At 54.0% G+C, this 20,970-nt stretch carries 19 protein-coding genes, 1 tRNA gene and 1 other RNA gene; 9 read left to right on the plus strand and 12 right to left on the minus strand.

The annotated features are described in order from the left end of the window. Window positions 1-18 precede the first annotated feature (18 nt). From DWX58_RS00625 to DWX58_RS00650, 6 genes are all read right to left on the minus strand, one after another. Entirely contained in the window at window positions 19-3,393 is a 3,375-nt protein-coding gene (locus tag DWX58_RS00625; RefSeq protein WP_118640866.1) for a DEAD/DEAH box helicase family protein, read from the minus strand. A gap of 12 nt (window positions 3,394-3,405) precedes the next feature. Beyond that, complete coding sequence (locus tag DWX58_RS00630) at window positions 3,406-4,008, minus strand: hypothetical protein (protein ID WP_118640868.1); 603 nt, start codon at window positions 4,006-4,008, stop codon at window positions 3,406-3,408. Continuing rightward, complete coding sequence (locus tag DWX58_RS00635) at window positions 4,001-4,186, minus strand: hypothetical protein (protein WP_118640870.1); 186 nt, start codon at window positions 4,184-4,186, stop codon at window positions 4,001-4,003. Before DWX58_RS00635 ends, DWX58_RS00630 begins: the two co-directional genes overlap by 8 nt. A 4-nt stretch (window positions 4,187-4,190) precedes the next feature. After that, window positions 4,191-5,321, minus strand: coding sequence for a restriction endonuclease subunit S (locus tag DWX58_RS00640; RefSeq protein WP_118640872.1), 1,131 nt, complete (start codon window positions 5,319-5,321; stop codon window positions 4,191-4,193). Then, the gene (locus tag DWX58_RS00645; protein WP_118640874.1) at window positions 5,321-6,907 is read right to left on the minus strand and encodes a class I SAM-dependent DNA methyltransferase; all 1,587 of its coding nucleotides are present in this window, start codon (window positions 6,905-6,907) and stop codon (window positions 5,321-5,323) included. The genes DWX58_RS00640 and DWX58_RS00645 overlap by 1 nt, the downstream gene beginning before the upstream one ends. Before the next feature lie 110 nt (window positions 6,908-7,017). Continuing rightward, a complete protein-coding gene (locus DWX58_RS00650) occupies window positions 7,018-7,473 on the minus strand; it encodes an SLOG family protein (RefSeq protein WP_118640876.1) in 456 nt (151 codons plus the stop codon). A 130-nt stretch (window positions 7,474-7,603) separates the two neighbouring features. Here DWX58_RS00650 and DWX58_RS00655 point away from each other — a divergent pair, with 130 nt between their 5' ends. Beyond that, complete coding sequence (locus tag DWX58_RS00655) at window positions 7,604-7,846, plus strand: helix-turn-helix transcriptional regulator (RefSeq protein WP_087387841.1); 243 nt, start codon at window positions 7,604-7,606, stop codon at window positions 7,844-7,846. Between the two features lie 42 nt (window positions 7,847-7,888). Here DWX58_RS00655 and DWX58_RS00660 read toward each other — a convergent pair whose 3' ends face one another. The 4 genes from DWX58_RS00660 to DWX58_RS00670 form a co-directional block, all read right to left on the minus strand. Then, entirely contained in the window at window positions 7,889-9,454 is a 1,566-nt protein-coding gene (locus DWX58_RS00660) for a recombinase family protein (RefSeq protein ID WP_118640878.1), read from the minus strand. Further along, complete coding sequence (locus DWX58_RS15050; RefSeq protein ID WP_147382205.1) at window positions 9,405-9,596, minus strand: hypothetical protein; 192 nt, start codon at window positions 9,594-9,596, stop codon at window positions 9,405-9,407. The genes DWX58_RS00660 and DWX58_RS15050 overlap by 50 nt, the downstream gene beginning before the upstream one ends. Before the next feature lie 270 nt (window positions 9,597-9,866). Continuing rightward, window positions 9,867-10,685 (minus strand): hypothetical protein, encoded by an 819-nt coding sequence (locus DWX58_RS00665; RefSeq protein ID WP_147382206.1) that lies wholly within the window; start codon window positions 10,683-10,685, stop codon window positions 9,867-9,869. A gap of 1 nt (window position 10,686) precedes the next feature. Then, on the minus strand, window positions 10,687-11,586 hold the full coding sequence (locus tag DWX58_RS00670; RefSeq protein WP_118640882.1) for a hypothetical protein: 900 nt from the start codon (window positions 11,584-11,586) through the stop codon (window positions 10,687-10,689). Window positions 11,587-11,999: 413 nt separating this feature from the next. On the opposite strand from DWX58_RS00670, the gene DWX58_RS00675 reads away from it, so the two are divergent. Next, window positions 12,000-12,203, plus strand: a complete 204-nt coding sequence (locus tag DWX58_RS00675) for a hypothetical protein (RefSeq protein ID WP_087387833.1) — start codon at window positions 12,000-12,002, stop codon at window positions 12,201-12,203. A gap of 38 nt (window positions 12,204-12,241) precedes the next feature. On the opposite strand, the gene DWX58_RS00680 is transcribed toward DWX58_RS00675, so the two are convergent. Together DWX58_RS00680 and DWX58_RS00690 are read right to left on the minus strand one after the other, a co-directional pair. After that, window positions 12,242-13,180, minus strand: a complete 939-nt coding sequence (locus DWX58_RS00680) for a site-specific integrase (RefSeq protein ID WP_158579175.1) — start codon at window positions 13,178-13,180, stop codon at window positions 12,242-12,244. Between the two features lie 1,494 nt (window positions 13,181-14,674). Beyond that, window positions 14,675-14,750 (minus strand) — tRNA-Ala (locus DWX58_RS00690). Between the two features lie 546 nt (window positions 14,751-15,296). Here DWX58_RS00690 and DWX58_RS00695 point away from each other — a divergent pair. The 7 genes from DWX58_RS00695 (at window position 15,297) to DWX58_RS00725 (ending at window position 20,940) form a co-directional block, all read left to right on the plus strand. Further along, the gene (locus DWX58_RS00695) at window positions 15,297-15,719 is read left to right on the plus strand and encodes a hypothetical protein (RefSeq protein WP_118640888.1); all 423 of its coding nucleotides are present in this window, start codon (window positions 15,297-15,299) and stop codon (window positions 15,717-15,719) included. Continuing rightward, the gene (locus DWX58_RS00700) at window positions 15,716-16,240 is read left to right on the plus strand and encodes a hypothetical protein (protein WP_118640890.1); all 525 of its coding nucleotides are present in this window, start codon (window positions 15,716-15,718) and stop codon (window positions 16,238-16,240) included. The genes DWX58_RS00695 and DWX58_RS00700 overlap by 4 nt, the downstream gene beginning before the upstream one ends. Continuing rightward, the gene (locus DWX58_RS00705) at window positions 16,237-16,869 is read left to right on the plus strand and encodes a hypothetical protein (RefSeq protein ID WP_118640892.1); all 633 of its coding nucleotides are present in this window, start codon (window positions 16,237-16,239) and stop codon (window positions 16,867-16,869) included. Before DWX58_RS00700 ends, DWX58_RS00705 begins: the two co-directional genes overlap by 4 nt. A 94-nt stretch (window positions 16,870-16,963) precedes the next feature. Beyond that, window positions 16,964-17,228, plus strand: an RNA gene (ffs, locus tag DWX58_RS00710) — signal recognition particle sRNA large type. A gap of 52 nt (window positions 17,229-17,280) precedes the next feature. Then, window positions 17,281-19,050 carry a DNA polymerase III subunit gamma/tau gene (dnaX, locus tag DWX58_RS00715; protein WP_118640894.1) on the plus strand — a complete coding sequence of 590 codons (1,770 nt, stop codon included), beginning with the start codon at window positions 17,281-17,283 and terminating at the stop codon, window positions 19,048-19,050. Window positions 19,051-19,078: 28 nt separating this feature from the next. Further along, window positions 19,079-19,423: a YbaB/EbfC family nucleoid-associated protein gene (locus DWX58_RS00720; protein ID WP_118640896.1), complete on the plus strand. Its 345-nt coding sequence runs from the start codon at window positions 19,079-19,081 to the stop codon at window positions 19,421-19,423. 179 nt (window positions 19,424-19,602) lie between these two features. Then, complete coding sequence (locus tag DWX58_RS00725) at window positions 19,603-20,940, plus strand: MATE family efflux transporter (protein ID WP_279229843.1); 1,338 nt, start codon at window positions 19,603-19,605, stop codon at window positions 20,938-20,940. Window positions 20,941-20,970 lie beyond the last annotated feature (30 nt).

Consider the following 20,970-nt stretch of genomic DNA (forward strand, 5'->3'; position numbering starts at 1 on the left):
TCCAATAAACATGATAAACTACGCCGTCACTTCCACGGCGTTTTCCCGCACCTGATTGATGGCCTCGACGATGGAGTCCCGGGTTTTGGCATCGAACAGTTTCAAGAAGCTAATGGGTTTATCGAAGGGCGGCTTGGTCAGCACCGCTACGCTTTCCATGTATCCATTCAGCTCAATATGATTGATGACTTTATGCAGGAAAGCAATCTGGTTCTGGTTCAAAGACTGGTCATTGATAAATGCAGAAAAGGCCTGCATGGCTGCGTCGTGGTCCAGCTTGGCAATTTTTCGTACCAGGAGTCCAAATGGTGTGTCGCCAAACTCACGGGCATAGTCCTCTTTGTTGCCCAGCTCACTGGTCAGCACTCGTTCCAGCTCCTGATAGTCGCCCACGGACAGCGGGATGTTGTGGGTCAGTTTGTAAATGGCCAAGGTGTCCCCGTGCTCATTCACATAGCGGTTGACCTTGGCACGGTAGTCCTCAAAGTCATAGGCGGCATCCAGAGGGGAGCCCTCCTGCCGGTCAATGACCGGGTCGGTGAGCTTGGTGACGATGCGCTTCTGTTCTCCGCCGCCCTCATCCAGGAATTTGATGAGATCCCGCAGTTCCTTCCGTGCCCACTCGAAGCGCAGGATATCGCTCGCCTCCCAGAAGGTGTCGCCCTGAACCTCCCGAATCACATCCAGCTTATTTTTCACCTGAGGGATGCTGACCTTGCGCTCCAGAAGGGCGGCGGTGTCCCGCAGTTGCCGCTGGGCATAGCGAAACGCCGGCAGCTGCTCCATGCTGGCGAGAATCAGACCATACATGAAGTTGTCAAAGCGCTTGGCAAACTCATCGGTGTCGTTCAGCCGAACCAGGGGCGCAATATGCTCCAGCAGCTCACCCTTATCGCTCTCACTGATGCAGGCAAACGCCTCCGGCTTTTTGAACTTCTCCACATACTGCATCCGCAGCTTCACGGAAATCAGTTCCGGTTGCAACTCAGCAACCTGCCCATGGCAGGACTGTACCAGCTCATCCCGCCACGCCTGATAGTCCTCTCCGGCAAAGGCGCTCTCCTGGAGGGCCATGGCGATTTTTACCTGCTTGCCGAAGATGTTCTCCGACAGAGTTTTCGTCTCCTGGGTTTCATAGCCCTCTTTGTGCTCCCGGAAATACTCAAAGTTGCCACAGTAGTCAAAAATCAGAAAACGGCGCTTGTCTGTGTATTCCCCGTCAATCTGGTCGATGCAGGCGAGTCCTTTGCACAGCCGGGTACCTCGGCCAATCATCTGCCAGAACTTCGCCTTGGAACGCACCTTCTTGAAAAACACCAGATTGACGCACTCCGGCACGTCGATGCCCGTGTCCATCATGTCCACGGATACGGCGATGTGAGGCTCCTTCTCCGCCTGCTTGAAGTCGTCAATGATAGTCTGGGCGTAGGCATCATCGCAGATAACCCGCTGGGCAAACTTCCCGTGATAATGGGGATAGAGCTTGTTGAACCGCTCCAGAATGAACTCCGCGTGGCGCTTGTTCTGAGCAAAGATGATGGTTTTGCCCAGTCGGTCGCCGCCGGCCACCTGGATGCCCCGCTCCATGAGATCCTGGAGCACCGTGTCCACCGTCAGCTCGTTGAACACAAACTTATTCAGTGCCGCCGAGGGGATGAACTCCGGCATCATGCCATCCTCGATGAAATCATCCTCATAGCGCTCCTTGTCCTCCTCGGACAGGTCGTCGTATGTGATGCCCTCCTCCAGAAACTTGGTCTTGACCTCATAGTTGTAGTAGGGCACCAGCACATGGTCTTGATGGACCGCCGTCTCGTAGTCGTAGGCGTAGGTAGGCACGCCGTGCTCCATCTCGAAAAAGTCGTAGGTGTTGCGGTCCACGTCGGTCTTGGGCGTGGCGGTGAGGCCCACCATCAGGGCGTCAAAATACTCGAAAATCGCCCGGTATTTCTTGAAAATGCTCCGGTGGCTCTCGTCAATGATGATGAGGTCGAAGTGGGCCGGGGTGAAAAGCTGCCGCCCGTCCTTGGATTTCGTATCATCAATGGCGTTCAAAATCGTAGGATAGGTGGAAAACACAATGCGGGCATTTCGGTCATCCCTGTTGGAGCAGAGATTGCACAGGGACATATCGGGCAGATAGTTCTTGAAATCGTCCTTGGCCTGCTTCACCAAAGCGGTGCGGTCGGCCAGAAACAGGATGTTGGTGACCCATTTGCCCCGGCTCAGTACATCGGTCAGGCTGGAGGCTGTCCGGGTCTTGCCGGTGCCGGTGGCCATGACCAGCAGATGCTTTCGGAACCCCTTCTGTACCTGACCGCAGACGGCCCGGATGGCCTCTTTCTGATAGTAGCGGTCGGTGATTTTGTCGTCGATGGGGATGTCGTCCAGGTTCTGCCGCTCCTCCCGGCGGTTCATCAGCTTCTGCAAATCGTCCTTGCTGAAAATGCCGCTGACCTTCCGCTGAGGGCCGCTCTGGTCGTCCCAGAAATAGGTCTCAAAGCCGTTTGTGGTGAACATCATGGGGCGGCGGCCAAACTTCCGCTCCAAGCAATCGGCGTATAAAACCGCCTGCTTGCGCCCGATGTTGGGGTCCTTGCTCGACCGCTTGGCTTCCACCACCGCCAGGGGCAGACCGTCCTTGCCGAAGAGCACATAGTCGCAGTAGCCGGGCTGACCCGGCACGCCGGCCATGCCCTCCACCTCGTACTCCTCCCGCACATTGGCGTCGGGGCCGTCGAATTTCCAGCCCATTTGCTTCATATCCACGTCGATGTAGATTTTCCGGGTCTTGAACTCGGAGAGGTCCTCCGGCTGGAAAGTGCGTGCCTTTTGGTGCTGCTCCTTGGCTGCCGTGTACTGGGCGGCCATCTCTTCGATTTGCTTGCGCAATGCCTCGATTTGGGCCTCTTTTTCGTCCAGTAGGCTCTCCTGCTCCTTGACCTTGGCGGCGTCCACTTCCACCTGTTCGGAGGGAATGAGGGAGGGGTCAAACTTGCGCTCCTGGTAGTCGCTGCCATAGCAGTAGTCGATCCACTCCACGAACTCAAAGAGGCCCCGGAGCGCCGCCAGGGCATCGCTCTTCTGCACGCTGCGCTCCGTATGTACCGCCAGATTGCCCAGCTTGATGATGAAGGGAAACTTGCCCCAGGTGTTGGAGTCCACGGCAAAGCGGAAGGACGGCTCGTGGATGAGGGACTGGAGATTGTCCTTGTAGGGCAGCTTCATAGTGGTGTCGGCGGCATAGACCCACTTCACCGCCAGCTCCAGCGCCTTGCGGCACCCCACGGCGCACAGTGCCGGAGCGGAGGCAAAAATCTTCTCCGCCTCCACGCACGCCGGGGCAAAGAGGGCGTATTCGGTTTTGCATTGGAGGAAGGAGAAGTTGGTCATGGTGTGACCTCCTTATCTTAATTGCGCCTGGATATAATCAATTAAGTCTTTCGTTGGTATCGCTCTTTCGGGAAAATATTTATTAACGATATTTCGTAGATTCTTGTCATCACTCACCAGAGTACATCCATGATACATGGCAGCTTCTGCCGACATAGCATCATAGTGTTGGGCAAAAGGCTTTTCTGCTCTAGTTTTTTCATCAAACTGAAATATTTCTTTTGTCATCTCGCCCACTTTGCTTTTATCATCGAGGATTCGATATGTGCCGTCTAAAAGCCAGTGGCCTTTCATGAGGGACGCTATACTTGATAAACGTTTAACTTTTAGACGCTTTAGTATCTCGTCAAATGCTATCATTTTTGCCCTAAAATTGTCAGTGATTTTGACATGGGGTATACAGTTTGCGTCGTAAGTTTTAGCGCCTCGACCGGATAATTCATAATCTTGATTGGCTGTTTTATAGTAATGAAACCCCAATTCAAGTGATTTCTCTGCTATATCAATCCAGTCTCTGTGTTCTGCAAACCGATTGACTGCCGCAGTATCAAGTAGATAGTTAAATTGGCAATCAGGATTTGGCTCCTCAAAATCGTGAAGAATAATTTCATCCATTAGACGTTCCTCCAACAAAATACTGCCGCATCATATTGCACATTGCAGCAAAAACTTCTGCGCCCAAAAGTTCTTTTGCTAATTGTTCCCTCTGCTGCGGGGTTAACTCATTAAATGATTTTGCGGCTTTGAGGGCGTCATGTTTGGCTTCCATATATTTTTCTTGTTCTTGTGTCATTTACCTATCCTCCAAAATACTCCTGCATCAGCGACTTTTTCAGCGTTTCCAGCTTTTCAAGGCTGCGGTTGATGGTGGCTTTTGATTTTTCTATTTGCTTGACAAAGGCAGCAAATTGGTTTTGTAGGTCAATTGGGGGTTCATATATTGCAATTTTATAAAATTCACTATGATTTAAATCTGGAATTGTTGATATACCGGCTCGTTTTTTGAGCTCTGTTTGTATTAAATCCAAATTTAAATACTCAACCAAGAATTCTTTGATATATTTATCTCGATCAAAATCAATAAGGAAAAAGTTATTATGAAACACCCCTGCAACATTGGTAATTACCATCCCGGTATTTCCAGTACGGGTCATTAAAATATCGTCTTTAGTGCATATAACTGTACTTTTGGGATTCTTAATATATTCTTTATCCTTTACTCCATGTAAATACGCAACTGTAATATATTCATAACAGCTTTCTTCAAAATGTGTTAATCGTTTGGAAATCGGTATTTGTAGTCCCTGTCGCACTGTACAAATTTCTTTAAACGTTCTCATGTTCCAGTTTTTTTCGTTATCTTGTGGGTCTCCAAACATCTCCACAAACCGCGCTTTGACCAGCTCATCCAGCTTGTCCAGCTGCTGACGGCGTTTGGCAATCAGGTCGCTGACCTTGTCCAGCACCGCCGCAATTCTGCGCTGTTCGTCCAAGGGAGGAACTGTTATGGTGACTGCACCAAGTGTTGATTTATTTAATGTTGTACCCATAACTGCACGGTTTGTCCCTTTTGTCCAATCCTTTGCAGAAAACAAATGATAAAAATAGTCCGGTAACACTGCGTATTTCCCGGTTGGAATAAATGCCATGATTGCCTCGTTAGTATATACGGGTGCTTGTGTGATAGCGGTTTTTCCCAACGAAAGTTTGAAACTCATAATAACGGTGTTAGCTGGAACACTTTTTATTCCACTTTCGCGGACAGCAGACGCAGAAATCTTCTCTTTTGTAGCTTCTACATATTTGGAGTAAGTGCCTAAATCAGCAATAGATACCCAATCATACTGTCCATCAGTCCAGTAATCAGCGTTGTTTCGAGACGGTGTTTTTCCCATCTGCAAATGAAATATTTCGTCCAATCTCGCCATCACAGCATCCCCTCCAGCTCCGCCCAGGTCTTTCCTTCCAGTTCAGACCAAGGGGTTCCTTCCAAATCGGACCACAGCAATTTGATGCCCTTCTGAATCTCCGACTCCGTGGCGACAATATCCTTCATAATTTCCTGCGTAGAGGGATACTCCACCGGCACATATTCCACTTTCTTGTACTTGTTGATGGACAGGTCATAGTCATTGTCGGCAATCTCCTGCTTCGGCACAAAGAAGCTCTGCTCCGTGCGCTGCCGGTCGGCCTCCCTATCCAGATTGTGGAACCGCTCGATGATGTCGGGAATGTCGTTGTCCGCAATCTCGCTGCGCTTATCGTCCAGAGAAAAACCGTCGGCCTTCATGTCGTAGAACCACACGTTTTCCGTGCCGCCCGCGCCGGTCTTGGTGAACACCAGCACCGCCGTGGACACACCGGCGTAGGGTTTGAACACGCCGGAGGGCATGGAGATGATCGCCCGCAGCTGATGGTTCTCCACCAGCTCCCTCCGAATGGCCTTGTGGGCTTTGGAGGAGCCGAACAGCACGCCGTCCGGCACGATGCAGGCGCACTGACCGCCCTTTTTCAGCATCCGCAGGAACAGGGCCAGAAACAGCAGCTCGGTCTTTTTGGTATTGGTGACGGCTTTCAGATTGTCGTGGATGCTTTCGGCGTCCACGGTGCCCTTGAAAGGGGGATTGGCCAGGCACATGGTGAACTTGTCCCGAATCTCGTTCTGCTTGGATACGCTGTCCTTGTAGTCGATCTCCGGGCGGCTGATGGAGTGGAGCATCAGATTCATGGCGGAGATGCGCAGCATGGTCCGGTCGGTGTCAAAGCCGGTGAACATGGGGCCGGCAAAATGCTCCCACTGCTCGCTGGTCATAGTGCTCTCATAGTGGCTCCGGACATACTCCGCTGCCGACACCAGAAAGCCCGCCGTACCACAGGCTGGGTCGCAGATGGTGTCCTCCGGCGTGGGCTGCAGCAGCTCCACCATCATCTCCCGAATATGCTTGGGGGTGCGGAACTGACCGTTCTGGCCCGCGGTGGACAGCTTGCTCAGCATATACTCGTACAAATCGCCCTGCATATCCAGACCCGTCAGGTCGTGCTCATAGAGGTCGTCCAGACCGGTGATGATTTTTTGCAGCACCTGGGGCGTGGGGATGAGGAACATGGCGTCGCTCATATAGCGGGCAAAGGCGGTATTTTCTTCGCCGTTTGCCTCCTCCTCGATTTCCACCAGTTCGCCCTGCTGGTTGAAGTCAGGCAAGTGGCCGTGTTTCATATTTTTGATGGCAGGGAAGACCCGCTGGGAAATCACGTCGTAAATCGCCCGGGGGTCGTCATTTTTGAACTTGCTCCAGCGCATGGACTGACCCACGGCGGACTGGGGGAAAATCTTGTCCAGCTTCTCGCCGCTCAGATTCTCAAATTCCTCAGTCTCCAGCTCTTTTTCATCCAGAGAGCGGATGAACATGAGATAGGTCAGCTGTTCGATGACCGTCAGCGGGTTGGTGACACCGCTCGCCCAGATGTCCGTCCAGATTTTATCCACTTTATTCTTAATGGCGCCTGTGACCATATGTGTTCCTCCTGCCGCCCGGTTTTCAACAGAATCTCCGAGCATTTTCTATGATATTCCATTTTATCGTATGATGGCGCTTACCGCAAGAATGAGTTGCTAATTGGCAGCTATCTCCACAACACCCGCACATCTTTCCCACTGGCATAGCGCACGGTGACGGCGGTGCCGCCGGTGGGCCGGCCGTCGTAGACGGCAACCACCCGCTGAGATTGGTCCACCATATAGCGGTTGCGGCGCATATAGCAGCCTTTGGAATACACATCGGAGTGAATTTTCACCGTATCGCAGCACCGGATGAGCCTTTGAAAGGTTTCATCCGGTGTTTTCATGCGTCCGGGGTAGGGGATAGCCGCCTCCAGGGTGATGAGGTAGATCTCCTTCAGCTCCGCTACAATGTCCGCAAAGAGCAAATCCGCCCCGGCGGCGAAGCCGCTGATGAAATGGGTGTAGCCGTCCTCAATAGCTGCCAGAATCTCTTGACGCAGCAATTTCTGAATTCTGTCCATTTGTTCTGCTGGAATATCACGATGCCCCGTGACACAGCAGGTCTTTTCTTTGTCCATCGTACTACCTCCAAATTAGTGATTTATCACTATATTACCACAAATTTTCGAGTTAGTGAAACATCACTAATATGCCAATCCGGGATGACATATCATATGGAAAAGACGATATGTCACTAAGGAGTAGGCGATGGATACACGGGAAGCAATTGTATTCCGAATTAAACAATTGTGCGAGGAACGCGGTCTGACGCCGAACGGTTTGAGCAATCTTGCCGCTGTACCCCAGGCCACGGTCAAAAGCATTCTGAACGGTGAGAGCCAGAATCCGGGTACCGTCACCATTAAGAAGCTGTGTGATGGTCTGGAAATCACGCTGGGGGAATTTTTCTCCACACCGGAGTTTGATGCTCTGGAGCAGGAAATCAAATAAATGCAAAAAAGCCGCCGGTGCAACGCACCGGCGGCTTGCTGTTTAGTCATCCAAATTGTCAAGCACATCCAGCCCCACACGGAACTGAATATGAATCTCATACCCCCGAGAGACGGTCACGCGCTCGATGAGGGCCGAAACGATACGGCGCTTCTCCTCCATGGTCGCATCCTGATAAACCTGAGCGTAGCCCTTGAGCTGCTGAAAATGCTCCTCGACAGCCTCCTGCCGCAACTGGGTTTCCCGCAGCAGCACCTTCTGCGCCTCCATCTGCTGCGCAAATTCCTCCGCCATTGCCTTGGCTTCATCCATGCGTTCCTTCAAATCTTCGGCTGTAAAAGGGCTTTTGCCTTCCAGTACATCCACCATATGACTGCTCAGCTGTTTACGCTCCTCTACGGCTTTGTTATACGCACTCTCCAGCTGACGCAGCTTGACGCGGGCGGCGTTCAGCTCCTGTTGGCGGCGCTTTTTCAGATAGTCCTTCTGGTCGATGACACGGATACGGTCCAGAATCTGGCAGACCGCTGTCTCCACCACCGCATCTACCCTATCTGCCCGATATGTACTTTGTCCGTCGCACAGCTCCTTGTGCTGAATGCGATTGTAGCAGCGGTAAATGGGCACCCGGGGATTTTCGCTCTTGGTAGGGTGATGCGTACTCCGCACTGTGGTGGAGATGAGCCGCCCGCCGCAGGTGCCGCAGAACACATTGCCGGAGAGCAGCGCCTGACCGTTTCGCGCCACCGGCGAAAGCCGGGAACCCTCGTAGTCGCTGCGATGCTGCTGAATCTGTGCTTGTACATGGTTATACACCATTTCCGGGATAATTTGCAGATGGGGAAAGACTTCCGACCGGGACTCTCCGCTGCGGAGTACGCCGGTGTAGAGCACATTCTTCAGCATATTCTGAATGGTGGAAGGATGAAACGGTTTTCCATTCCGGTTCCGATAACCTTCCTCCGTCAGCGCCGTGGCAATTTTCCGGCTGCCGTAGCCGTTGAGCGCCGACAGCGCAAAGATATGCGCTACCACAGGCGCCTCCTCTTCGTTCACGAGGATCTCATAGACCTCATGTCCGCGGGCATTTTTGCGCCCCTGCTTTTCCAGACGGTAGCCATAGGGCGCCTTCCCACCCCGGAAACGTCCCTCCAGAACAATTTGTGCCAGGCGGGTTTTGGTCCGCATGGAGGTCTTGACGCTCTCGCACTCTGCCGCCCAGCTGCGGATGTAGTTCATCAGATGGTCGCTTTGGGTATCGAAATGCTGCTGTCCTTCCATGACGCTCCAGATTTCCACGCCACAGGAAGCAATGGTTTTGGCGATAACCGGCGTATCATCCGCAATGCGCCCCAGGCGGTCCATCATATAGACCAGGAGCACATCAAAGGTTCCGCCCTCCGCGTCTACCAACAGCTCTGCCACGGCGTCCCGGTCCTTACCCCGAATCTTAAAGCCGGAGACGCCTTTTTCATACTTCTCGTCAATAATCTTCCAGTCCGGATGCTGGGCCGCGAAGGCCCGGCACGCCTCCCGCTGCATGGGGAGGTCGTTATCTTCAACCTGCTTCATGGTCGATACCCGGTACAGACATATCACCCGTTTCATGGGTCTCACCTCCTTTCTCCGCCTGCGCCAAGGCAAGTTCCGTCAAAATCGTGCTGAGATGGGTATGCACGTCCACCGGCGTCTGTGCAGGAAATTCCAGCTGCACACGACACCCCTGAATGGTCAGTTGCTTCTTTTCCATAATCGTCCTTTCCGCCGCAGGAAAGGTCAATTTTCAAATCTTTAGAATACGTTGAGAATTTTTAATTGATAGATAGAATAAATCGGAAAGGGTTGTTGGTTGTATTTAGAATTCTTGTTTTGGTATAAGTCTCTGCGGCTCATGGTGATGGAGAAAACTCTCCTCACCTATAGTTATGGTAGAAAAGCACCTCACCAAAATTTCAAACGGCATCAGGCAGCAAAATGGGTGTTCCGCAAGGCGCTTTGCGGAACACCCAAACGGTTTTACTTACTCCACCGGAACGCCCCGGCGCTTGTACTCATCGCCCAGCCAGATATGAACCGCTTTTTCCAGTTCAAAGTCGAAGCAGGGCTGAGCGGTGCGGTCGCTGAGATAGCGATTCAAATCATCGTGAGGCACAGATTTCTCCGCCTGACGGATGGCGTCCAGATAGTCCTCGCAGGTACCCTTGTCGATCTCACCGTCCAACAGGAAAACCTCCCCGTCTTTGTGGCAGATGTAGTCGATGGTGTGAGGACGCTCCCAGGGAGTGAGATACTTGGCCAGTTTGATGCAGCGGGCTGTCTCCTTGCGGGGATGTGCCTCGGGCTGCACCTTGCTCAGCTCCACCGCCAGCGTATATGTTACCAGATACTGCGTCAGTTCCAGAGAAAGCGGATAATTGTGCGTCTGGGCCATGAGAACAGCCAGCGTCTCCATGACCAAATCCTCAGCGTCCTCGTCGCGCTCAAAACTGTCCAGCCAACGCTCCCGGGTCTCCTCTGGAAACGTCTGAAGCGTTTCCTCGTCCCAGGTGGGCTGATAACATCCCGTACCCTCCCGCAGCTCGTCCAGCACATTGGCGGCGTGCCGCGCCGCGTGAAGGGCGGGGGATACCATATAGCGCAGTTCCAACGCCGCCGCATCGGCGTTCAATGCTTCATAGACCTCATATCGAAGGGTGGGAATCAGCATCGCATTCGTGTGAGGCGTCGTCGCCTGCCAACTATGCATCTTGTCCAGTACCGCGCCGACCTGCCGCCCCTGAGGGGCGGTGGTCAGAATACGGGAAAGGGTACGCAAGGTTGGATAGGTCATCAAATCCATATCAGTTACCCTCCAGCTTCTTCTTGATTTCTTCAAAGCGGGGATAATTCCAGACAGCGGGGCTGTGGCTGTTCACGACCACACGCAGCAGGGAGAAGAGTTCTTCCATCAGCCGCGTGTCCTCATCGTCCTTGCCACGGCTAACGCGCTGCAGCACCTCCGTCTGTACCTTCTCATGCAGAGCGTTCACCAGAGCGTCATACTCCCACACATCCTTCTGATAAGCCAGCGCCTTGAGAATACCGGCGCAGCTGTAAAACACCTTGGCAGGGGCGCCCATGGGGATGCAGCAGGGCAGCAGCGACTGCACATTGTCGTCCTCGTCCAGCGCCAGAAAATAGGGCGCCAGCTGCATCTGACCCTCCTCGCGGGCCACATGGAGCATCTGCCACAGCCGAACCTGACGGGCCAGAACCTTGTCGCCGTCGGTGTTATCTACCAGCACCTCGAAGATGAGCAAATCACCAAGACGCTCTGCCAGACGCCCGGAAATGGCTTCTGCTTCCTCGCCAGTGAGATGCTGAATACCGTCCAGCATCTGCACCCGCTGATTGCAGTAGTCCCCCAGAGAGGACAGACACTTCACATCCAGCGACAACCGACGGGCCTTGGCGCTGAAAATGGGGGCGGGGAGAACGGGATTGACGAGATTTTCTGCGTCCTCCAGCGCCACAGAAGCATTTTCTGCGCAGCCGCCGTTCTTTACTTCCTCACGCACACGGTCCATGAGATTTGCCTTGGTGACCGTCTCCAGATGCTTGGCGATTTTGCGAATTGCATCTACCGGTTGGGTCAGACAGTTGCAGTGAATCGCCTTTATGGCCTCCTGCAGTTCCTCGGGGGTCTTTGCCGTCACAAGATTTTGAGCAACGGCGATGGGGTTTACTGATTCGTTTTTCATAAGGGAATTCCTCCTTTAATTTGTTGGAAAACAAAAAGTACCGTGCAGGCGTGTGCCTACACGGTACCCGGAGGATTCCAGAGCATTGGATTTTCTCCTGCCGCAAGGGTAGTCCTTCTTGCCATATGCGGCAAAAAAGGGTATACTATCCCTGCGGTGCGGAGTCATCCGTTGTGTAGGTGGCCTAATCACCTGCGCAGGCATAAGGGAGTTGGCGCTCCCTTATGCTGCCGTACTGTTTTGCTTTCTGAGTACAGCATAATATATGTGTATGCACATATCAAGGGTGCAATATCGCCAAATATTTCGCAGTTGATTTGTTGAATATGTGCATACACATATATCTTGGCAGAATTCTCCGCAGCAAGTATACTTTATATAGCGGAAAATGACAGGAATGAGGGGGTGTAGCTGTGGCACAAACAGAGGCTCAACTGCGGGCGAGCAAAAAGTATCATCAAAAATTTGATAATCTGCAGATTCGCGTCCCACAGGGAGAAAAGGATGTGATTGCAGCACACGCAGCATCCCAAAATGAATCCCTGAATACCTTTGTTCGTCGGGCAATCTCCGAAACCATGGAACGGGATAAGCGCGATACAAAAGAAGAGGAATGATATTGGCGTCCTGCCCGGCTGTGGTGGGACGACATTTTTTAACGGCTGAAATAGTAGCTCTGCACCGTCACCTTGTCCCGCCAGTGGGCCAGATGCAGAATGCTCACTGCCCGCAGGGCCAGACGGTCCAGCACGATAGGTTTTCCCTGAGCAATGGCCAGTGCGCGATTCTTGCCGCGCAAAATGTAGGGCTTATCGAAGAAGGAGAGGGGTTCCAGCTTGTCCCGATGTTTCTTGTTGTTGCGGTGCCACTGGTCCGCCAGTTCTTTGTAGAGCTTCTTCCGATACCCCGGCTCTGTCCTCAGGCGCTCCGTATAGTATACCAGCATTTTGTACGCGTGTTCGCGGCGCTGCCCGTGATAGTCAAAGCCGCTGACAAATTCATGCATCCGAAACACCTTATGCTCGGAACCGTCGAAGAACTTCCGGACCGCCGCTACATCCTCCGGCAGCACCTTCTGCTCCTGATATTTACCACCCTTGCCCCGGCGGACGATGACACTGGTGTTGCCGTTCCGCTCTTTGATGTCGCTGCCCCGCAGCTGGCGCAGCTCATCCTCCCGAAGCCCAATCATGGCGTTCAGCTCGGCGGGACGGCCTCCATCGGCCTTGCCGACCCCGCTGCTGCGGATAAACTCGCTGGCGTGGCGTATGGGCTTTTCGATTTCTGCCAGTTCCACGCCCGTTGCCTTGCAGAGCGGCGACAGATAGCTGTGAATGGTAGACGCCGTCTTGCCGTTCGCTTTCAGATAATCGGCGTACGCCTGTATTTTCTCCTTGTCGATGTCAGAGAGCCGGCGAATGCCCAGGCCTTTGAAATAGTCCGCCGACTTATGGAGCCAGTTTTGATAATTCTTTCTGGTCTGGTCGCTGACCGCCATGGCGTTGCCATCCTTGTCAGTTCGATGGCTGTAGATAAACACATCCGGCGCGTTTATCATCTGATGAAAGAGGCTCCCGCCTTCTTTTCTTCCCATATAGAAAACTCCTTTCTGTCCGATGGGCGCACTTCTCCCCATGATCTCGCGCCCTCCGGCGCCGGGGATTTCGACCCGCCGTTTCGTTCAACTGATTGCGCTGCGTTTCTCAACATCCTTTTTTTGACCCCGCCTGACAAACCGGCGAGGGGGAAAGACTAACCCGCGGGCAGCTCCGCCGTAGACAGAAAGTGATTTTCAAAGGTTTTTCGGAACTTTTTCGGATGCGTATAGCATCCGCTATATGAGGTGTCGCACGTGCGACGGGCATGGCCCAACGACTCATATAGAAGAAATTTTCAAAAATATCGCGATGGTCGGTTATATTTTGGTTTATCTCCAAAATATAACCTCCATCGATGCGGAAAGCGGAGTGTCGTACGATGCCACGGCGCTGAGGCCTCCCCTCGCTGGAGGAGATCTCACAGTGGCATACCAATGCCGTCCGGCCATTTGGTACGCGCGCCGTGGACCGGTACTCTGCTTTGCACCTTCTGTCCTTTTTTGGTGTGGCTTGCGAATATCGGCCGCTCCCGCTTTCCGCGTTGGATGCGACTTCATTTTCGCTCGACCACCATCCGCGTTGTCAATGCGGATGTACAGCACTTTTGCCTTTCGCCGTGCGACGGGTCTCGTACGTACCACGAACGCCAGCAAAAAGCAGACTCCTGTGAACAGGACCATTTTTTACCTCCTTTCATCAATAAACCTCTCTATTCTTTATTATGTAATAAGTCGATGCCATCAAAATTTCATTTGCCGGGAACGAAGATGAGCGGATAAAATAAAGCGCCCCCTCTCCCGTAGGGAGAGGGGGCTGCGTGTGTTGTAGGGATATATGAGAGTGTGCGCTGTGGGAAATCATGCGACAGGGACTGTACCCCGAAATCTTCGAAGATTACGGGGTTATATTCATAAAAACCCCGTAATCCTCTCAAATACCCCGTAATGCTCATTTTTTCTCCGTAATTCTCCGTTTTAAAATCAAATACCCCGTAATAAACACGGGGTCATAATTTCCACAACCCCGTAATAGTTCCAAAAACCCCGTAATCTTCGGAAACCGCCCCGTAATAATCGGAAAAAGTTAGAAATTTCAGAATTCGTCGATGAGATTTTGCTCAAAACCCCGTGTTTATTACGGGGTTTCCGGCCCAACCCCGTGTTTTTTACGGGGTCTGACCGCTGTATGACCCGTTTGCAGGGCGGGAACATATCCCCGGAAAAAGAAAACCCCGTGGGACACTCTGGAACCCACGGGGGAAAATAGTCCCGTCCACGCAAGTGCTGTAACAGCGTGAACTGGAGCCATATTTAGGATAACACAGGCATGAGGAGAAAGCAAATCGAGTTTTGTGTGTACAATAAATCAGGATGCGAACCGGACGGTGAGCATTTTTGCCATTTTACGCTGAAATGCTCGGGCTGCAGGCCCACAAACATCTCTCAAAAGTTGCAAAAAGGCCGCGAAATCTATGATTTCACGGCCTTTTCTGGTGGAGACGGAGGGATTCGAACCCTTGACCTTACGGATGCGAACCGTACGCTCTCCCAACTGAGCTACGCCCCCATGTGTTTATTTACTTTTTCTACGGGGCCTGTGCAGCGGACAGCTTGCGCTCCCAACTGAGCTATAGGCCCATATTCAATTATTCCGAATAACTTACAGCCCTTTTATTATAGCAGATTTTTTGAGATTGTAAAGCCCCTAAAATGATTGTTCCATTGATTTTATTTTTGGACAGGTGCAGTGTGAAATTATGGACAGGAGAGAGACAGAGAGCAGCTGAGATGATTTACGATAAGGGGTGAAAAAGGTGAGAGATAAAGCAGATGGTTATAACGGCGGATTTGTGGAAAAGGGAACGATAGATGAAGCTGCGAAATAAAGAACAACTCAAAGATTGTAATTAAATGGAATATTTATTCAAAAAAATCCATTTAAAGAAAAATGTAATATTCTACTATATAACACGTGCAAGAAAAAATAAATTAGCCTTATAGACCATATTTCGGACAAAAACAGGTAAAAACATGGGAAAATTCAATCTATGTAAATGAATAAAAAGTCGATACAATATGTTGGAAAATATAATTTGGGAGAGGAAGGATATTTATGGATGAATTTGAAGTAAATTTTGACACTCTTCAGGATATTCCGCCGCTGCGGCGCAATGATGAGATTCCGCAGGTTCGGATTTCGGCGTCTGGTCGGGTTGCGCTGAACAAAGCGATGACAGAGCGAATGGAAGGACGTTGGGATGTCTGTGTGCGAACCAGCCCGGATTATCGTTTTCTGGTATTTCTGATGGACGAAACCCCAAACATTCATTTTTCGGAAAAAAGTGCCTATGTGACCCATCGGGAATTGGCTGGGCTTCTGCAGGCGGAGGAGATTGAGCTGCCGGCCGTCTACATAATGAAATGGAATGAAGCGCACAGAGCCTGGGTTGGCCGGTGTCAGGAGCTGCCGGAGCCGCCGTCTGTGGAGCAGTTGGTACGCAGCAGTAAGGGGCGAGGAGGGAGAAAGGCTCGATGAAACGGAAACGAGGTTTTTCGGCCAGAGAGTGCAGGCTGATCGATGGATTTATTTGGGATATCTGTCACCGTTTGCGGTTGCCGGAGGACGATCCGGATCTGAACCAGTGCGGCTGGGCGGCCTTCTTGTCTGTGTATCGGGATGCGCCGGAGCTGTTTTCCCATCGCTCCTTTTATGGGTGGAAGCGGGCCTATCTGATCATATGGGACAGCCTGATCAAGGAGCGGGACTACATCTATATGTCCCGCTACAGAGTGGATTCTCTGGACCAACCCATCAGTGAGGAGGTGCCGCTGACCAGAGGGGAGTTGATTCAAGCGCCCCACAGTGATTTCCAGAACAGCGTCTGCTTTTACGATTATTTGGGAAGAATGGAGCCGGATGCCCGCAAAATGGCATATGGACTTCTGGGCGGAGGCACCATCGAGGAAGTGGGTGCGTCCTACCGGTGGAATCGGGCCCATACTTATGATGCTTATAATTTGCTGCAAAAGCGCATGATGGAGTATGAAGCGATATGAAAGAGAGAGAACAAACAGATGGGTTCCGGGCGCTGAGCCGGCTGGAGCTTTATGTGACGATTGTGGGGACCATATTGGGGCTGCTTTTTACCTGGAGCCAGCTGCGCATTGCCCGGAGTGAAGAGGCGCGGGCCCAGCGGGCGGAGCCGCTGTCCTACATGCTCCAGGCGGTGGACACCCATTATGTATACGAACTTGCGGTGGATGGAAGTGAGCAGACGATCGCGGCCCCCTCTCTCCGCCTTCAGGTGACCCACGGGAGCCTGCACGCCGTGACCGCTATTTCCTATGACGGGGAAGAACTGTACCAAATGGCAACCTTGCCCATTCAGGATGACTGGAAGGGCTGTGGGGTGGACATTACGCTGCCGGCCCAGGCCATTGAGCAGGAGGGGGATACCGTTTACGATTATTTTTTCCTCTACCTGGAGCCTGTGGAGGGAGACGCGCAGCTGGATCTGATCTGCAACGCCATTTCAGTGGAAAAGCAGGCGGTAGCCAGTCACATCATGCATCGGATTGATCTGGTACGGCTGGAATCCCAGCCCCAGGGGGCGCAGAGGGAGATGCTGGAGGTGTACGCGAAGCTCTCGGACCGGCTGGCGGAGCTGGGACTCCTGTCAAGCTGAGGCGGAGAAGAGAAATAAAAAATTTTCATTGAACATTGGCGGGAGATGTAGTACAATATGAAAGCCCTGCTTTACGTTTCGGCGCAAAGTAAGGCCGCACTAGTTGGGGAGATAGCGGTGCCCTGTACCCGCAATCCGCTACAGCGGGGATGAATCCCGGCCCCCGGACGCAGGATGTGTCGTCTGACCTGAATAAGCAGCGATGATAAACCGGTCCCGCGCAACGTGGCTCCGTGAACCGTGTCAGGCGGGGAACCGAGCAGCACTAAGCGGCCCACCGCGTGTGCCGCGGGGGTACTGTTTTTGAGCCGGCTGTTCAGGTAACGGGCATATTGTGCGCTTCAAAGGTCGGTGTGCGGCCTTGCTTTGCGCCGAATTCTTTTACAGATGAGACAATGATGAGGTGATTTGATGTACCAGGCCCTATATCGCAAGTGGAGACCCCGCACATTTGACGATGTGGTGGGCCAGTCCCATATCACTGACACCCTGAAGCGGCAGGTTTCCGGCGATCGGCTGTCCCATGCCTACCTGTTTACCGGAACCCGGGGAACGGGCAAGACCACCTGCGCCAAGATTCTGGCCCGGGCGGTGAACTGTCAGAACCCTCAGAACGGAAATCCCTGCAACCAGTGCCCCGCCTGCCTGGGCATTGAGAACGGCTCCATCCTGGATGTGCTGGAGCTGGATGCCGCCTCCAATAACGGCGTGGATCAAGTCCGGGCCCTGCGGGATGAGGCGGTGTACACCCCCGCTGCCGTGCGCAAGCGGGTGTACATCGTGGACGAGGTGCACATGCTCTCCACCCCCGCCTTCAACGCTCTGCTGAAGATTCTGGAGGAGCCCCCCGCCCATCTGCTGTTTATCCTGGCTACCACGGAGCTTCATAAGGTGCCGGCTACCATCAAGTCCCGGTGCCAGCAGTTCTCCTTCAAGCGCATTCTGCCCGGACAGATTGCCCAGCGGCTGGAGTATGTGGCGGAGCAGGAGGGCATTGACCTGACCACGGAAGGGGCTACGCTGCTGGCCCGGCTGGCGGACGGCGGGCTTCGGGACGCTCTGTCCCTGCTGGACCAGTGCTCCGGAAGCGGGAACCGGGTGGACGAACAGGAAATTTTGAATACACTGGGCCTGGCGGGCAATCTGGAGACCGCCGCCCTCATGGAGCAGGCCGCTAAGCGGGACACCGCCGGGGCGCTGGAGACCCTGGGCCGTCTCTACGGAAACGGCAAGGATGTGGGCTCTGTCCTGGGGGAGCTGTCCGCCCTGGCCCGGGACCTGCTGCTGCGGAAGACGGCCCCCAGAGGCTGTGGCGCGCTGCTCACCGGAGGCTATGACGAAGGAACCATGCGCGCCCTGGGGGAGCAGCTCTCCGCCCAGCGGCTGTTGCAGATGCTGGAGCTGCTGCAGAAAACGGGGGCAGAGCTGGCCCGCAGCAGCAACCGCCGTACGGATGCCGAGCTGTGCCTCATCCGCATGTGTGATGAGAGCCTGGATGCCTCCTTTGCTGGACTGTCTGCCCGGGTGGCGAACCTGGAGGCACGTCTGGCCGGCGCCGCCGCTGTCCCGGCCCCGGCGACCCAGGCCGCATCGGCCCAGCGCCCTGCGCCGGTGCGGAAGCCCGCGGCAGAACCCGCTCCGGCGCCCTCCAGACCTGTGGCGGAGGACGTTCCGCCCTGGGATGTGGAGCCCCGGCCTCAGGTGCAGCAGAAGGCTGCGGCCCCTGAGCCGGTGAAGGAGCCGGAACCTCCGGCTTCCCAGCCCCAGCGCCCGGCGGAGGCCCCTGCCATCAGCGGGGGAGAGGACTGGGCCTTTTGGCCCTCCTTTGTGGCGGGACTGCGGGGAAAGGTGCCACCCTCTGTGACCCCTTACCTGAATAACCCCGCCAAGGTGACCGGCGTCTGGAAAAATGGCATACTCACTCTGTGGGTGGATACGGAATTTACCCGTTCTATGCTGAACAAGCCTGCGGTGCTGGATGGCCTGAAGCAGGCGGCGGAGGCCGCCTTTGGCGGCCAGGCCCGGGTGAGCGTGGTGACCGGAAAGGCTCCGGAGCCTGAGGCACCGGCCCAGCCGGTATCCCGTCCGGTGGAGCAGCCCCAGGAGCCTGTCCCCGCGGCAGACGCGCTGGATGAGCTGTTGGCCTTTGGGGAACAGTACGATAACATTGTGATCCAATAAATGAAATCTGGAAAAGGAGTTTTGACCGATGGCAAAAGGCTTTGGCGGCCGGGGAATGCCCGGCATGGGCGGCATGAACATGAACATGCTCAAGCAGGCCCAGAAGATGCAGCAGGACATGATGCGCATGCAGCAGGAGCTGCAGGAGAAGGAGTATCAGGCTGCCGCAGGCGGCGGCGTGGTATCTGCCACCGTGAATGGTAAGCATGAGCTCAAGGCGCTGACCATTGACCCCGAGGCGGTGGACCCCGAGGACGTGGAGATGCTCCAGGATATGATCGTGGCCGCTGTGAACGAGGCCATGCGGGCGGCCGACGGGGACGCGGCGGACACCATGTCCAAGCTCACCGGCGGATTGGGTCTGCCCTTCTGAGTGTTTATTGCGGAAAAAGCTGCAAGCCATTTTTGAATGGCTTGCAGCTTTTTTGATTTAGCGTTACAATAGTCTTGCTGATTGAACAAATAAAGGAAGATATACACTGGGAGAGAGAAAACGAGAAGTATATGCAGCTGCATCACCACACGAAATTTCATCCAGACCAGCGGAAACGGATGCTGGAGACACCAGTTCCCAGGCTCATACTGACATTAGCCGTTCCTACCATTGTCAGTATGATGATTACCTCCATTTACAATATGGCGGACACCTATTTTGTGTCCCAGATCAACACCAGCGCATCAGGCGCGGTGGGCATTGTCTTTTCCGTCATGGCGATTATCCAGGCGGTGGGGTTTACCATCGGTATGGGAGTGGGAAGCGTCTCCTCCCGCCTTTTGGGGCAGAACCACGGACAGCAGGCGGCGGAATATGCCTCCAGCGCCGTGGTGACCGCCATTGCCTGCGGCAGCGCCCTGGCCGCTTTGGGCCTTGCCTTTCTGGATAAACTGGTGTGGCTGCTGGGGGCCACGCCCACCATCTATCCCTACGCCCTGGATTACGCCACCTATATTCTCATGGGCGCGCCGGTGATGTGTGTGGCCTTTTCGCTAAACAATCTGCTGCGCTGGCAGGGAAAAGCCAACCGATCTGTGATTGGCTTGGGAACCGGTGGCATTCTGAATATGGTGCTGGACCCCATTTTTATTTTTGGGCTGGACCTGGGCATCGGGGGAGCGGGCCTTGCCACCCTGCTCAGCCAGTGTGTCAGTATGTGCATTCTGGCTTCTTTTTTCCTGCTGGGCCAGAGCGACATCAAGGTGTCTCCGCGGTGCATATCCCGGTCCCCACGCACCTATCTCACCATATTTGCCAGCGGCATGCCCTCTTTCTTCCGCCAGGGCATGTCCAGCCTGTCTACGGTGTCCCTGAATTTTAACGCCGGGGTATACGGGGACGCGGCGGTGGCTGCCATGGCTATCGTGACTAAGGTGTTCAACTTCCTACTCTCCGCCATCATCGGTTTCGGCCAGGGGATGCAGCCGGTGGTAGGCTATAACTACGGCGCGGGGCGCTACGACCGGGTGAAGCAGGCGGCCCTGTTTTCCATTCGCTTCTGCACGGTGATCCTGACCGTGATGGCCGCGCTGGGGGCAGTGTTTGCCCCTCAGATCGTTGCCTTCTTCCGGGACGATCCCCAGGTCATCGACATCGGCACCCGGGCCTTCCGCTACCAGTGTATCACCCTGCCTTTGGGGGCAGTGCTGGTATTTGCCAACATGCTGTTTCAGTCGGTGGGGAAGTATTGGCGGGCCTCTCTGCTGGCAGTGAGTCGGCAGGGACTGTTCTTTATTCCCCTGGTGTTCCTGCTCCCGGCCAAATTCGGCCTGACGGGGCTGGAGCTGACCCAGGCCACCTCGGACCTGATTGCCTTTGTCGTCTCGGCCTCCATGCTGCTTTACTACTTCCTGAGGGAGTTCCGCCGGGAGGAACAGGGAATCGGGCGGACATAAGGCCCCAATCTATTAAGAAAGGGGGGCAGG

This window comes from Pseudoflavonifractor sp. AF19-9AC, assembly GCF_003478995.1.
GTDB lineage: Bacteria > Bacillota > Clostridia > Oscillospirales > Oscillospiraceae > Lawsonibacter.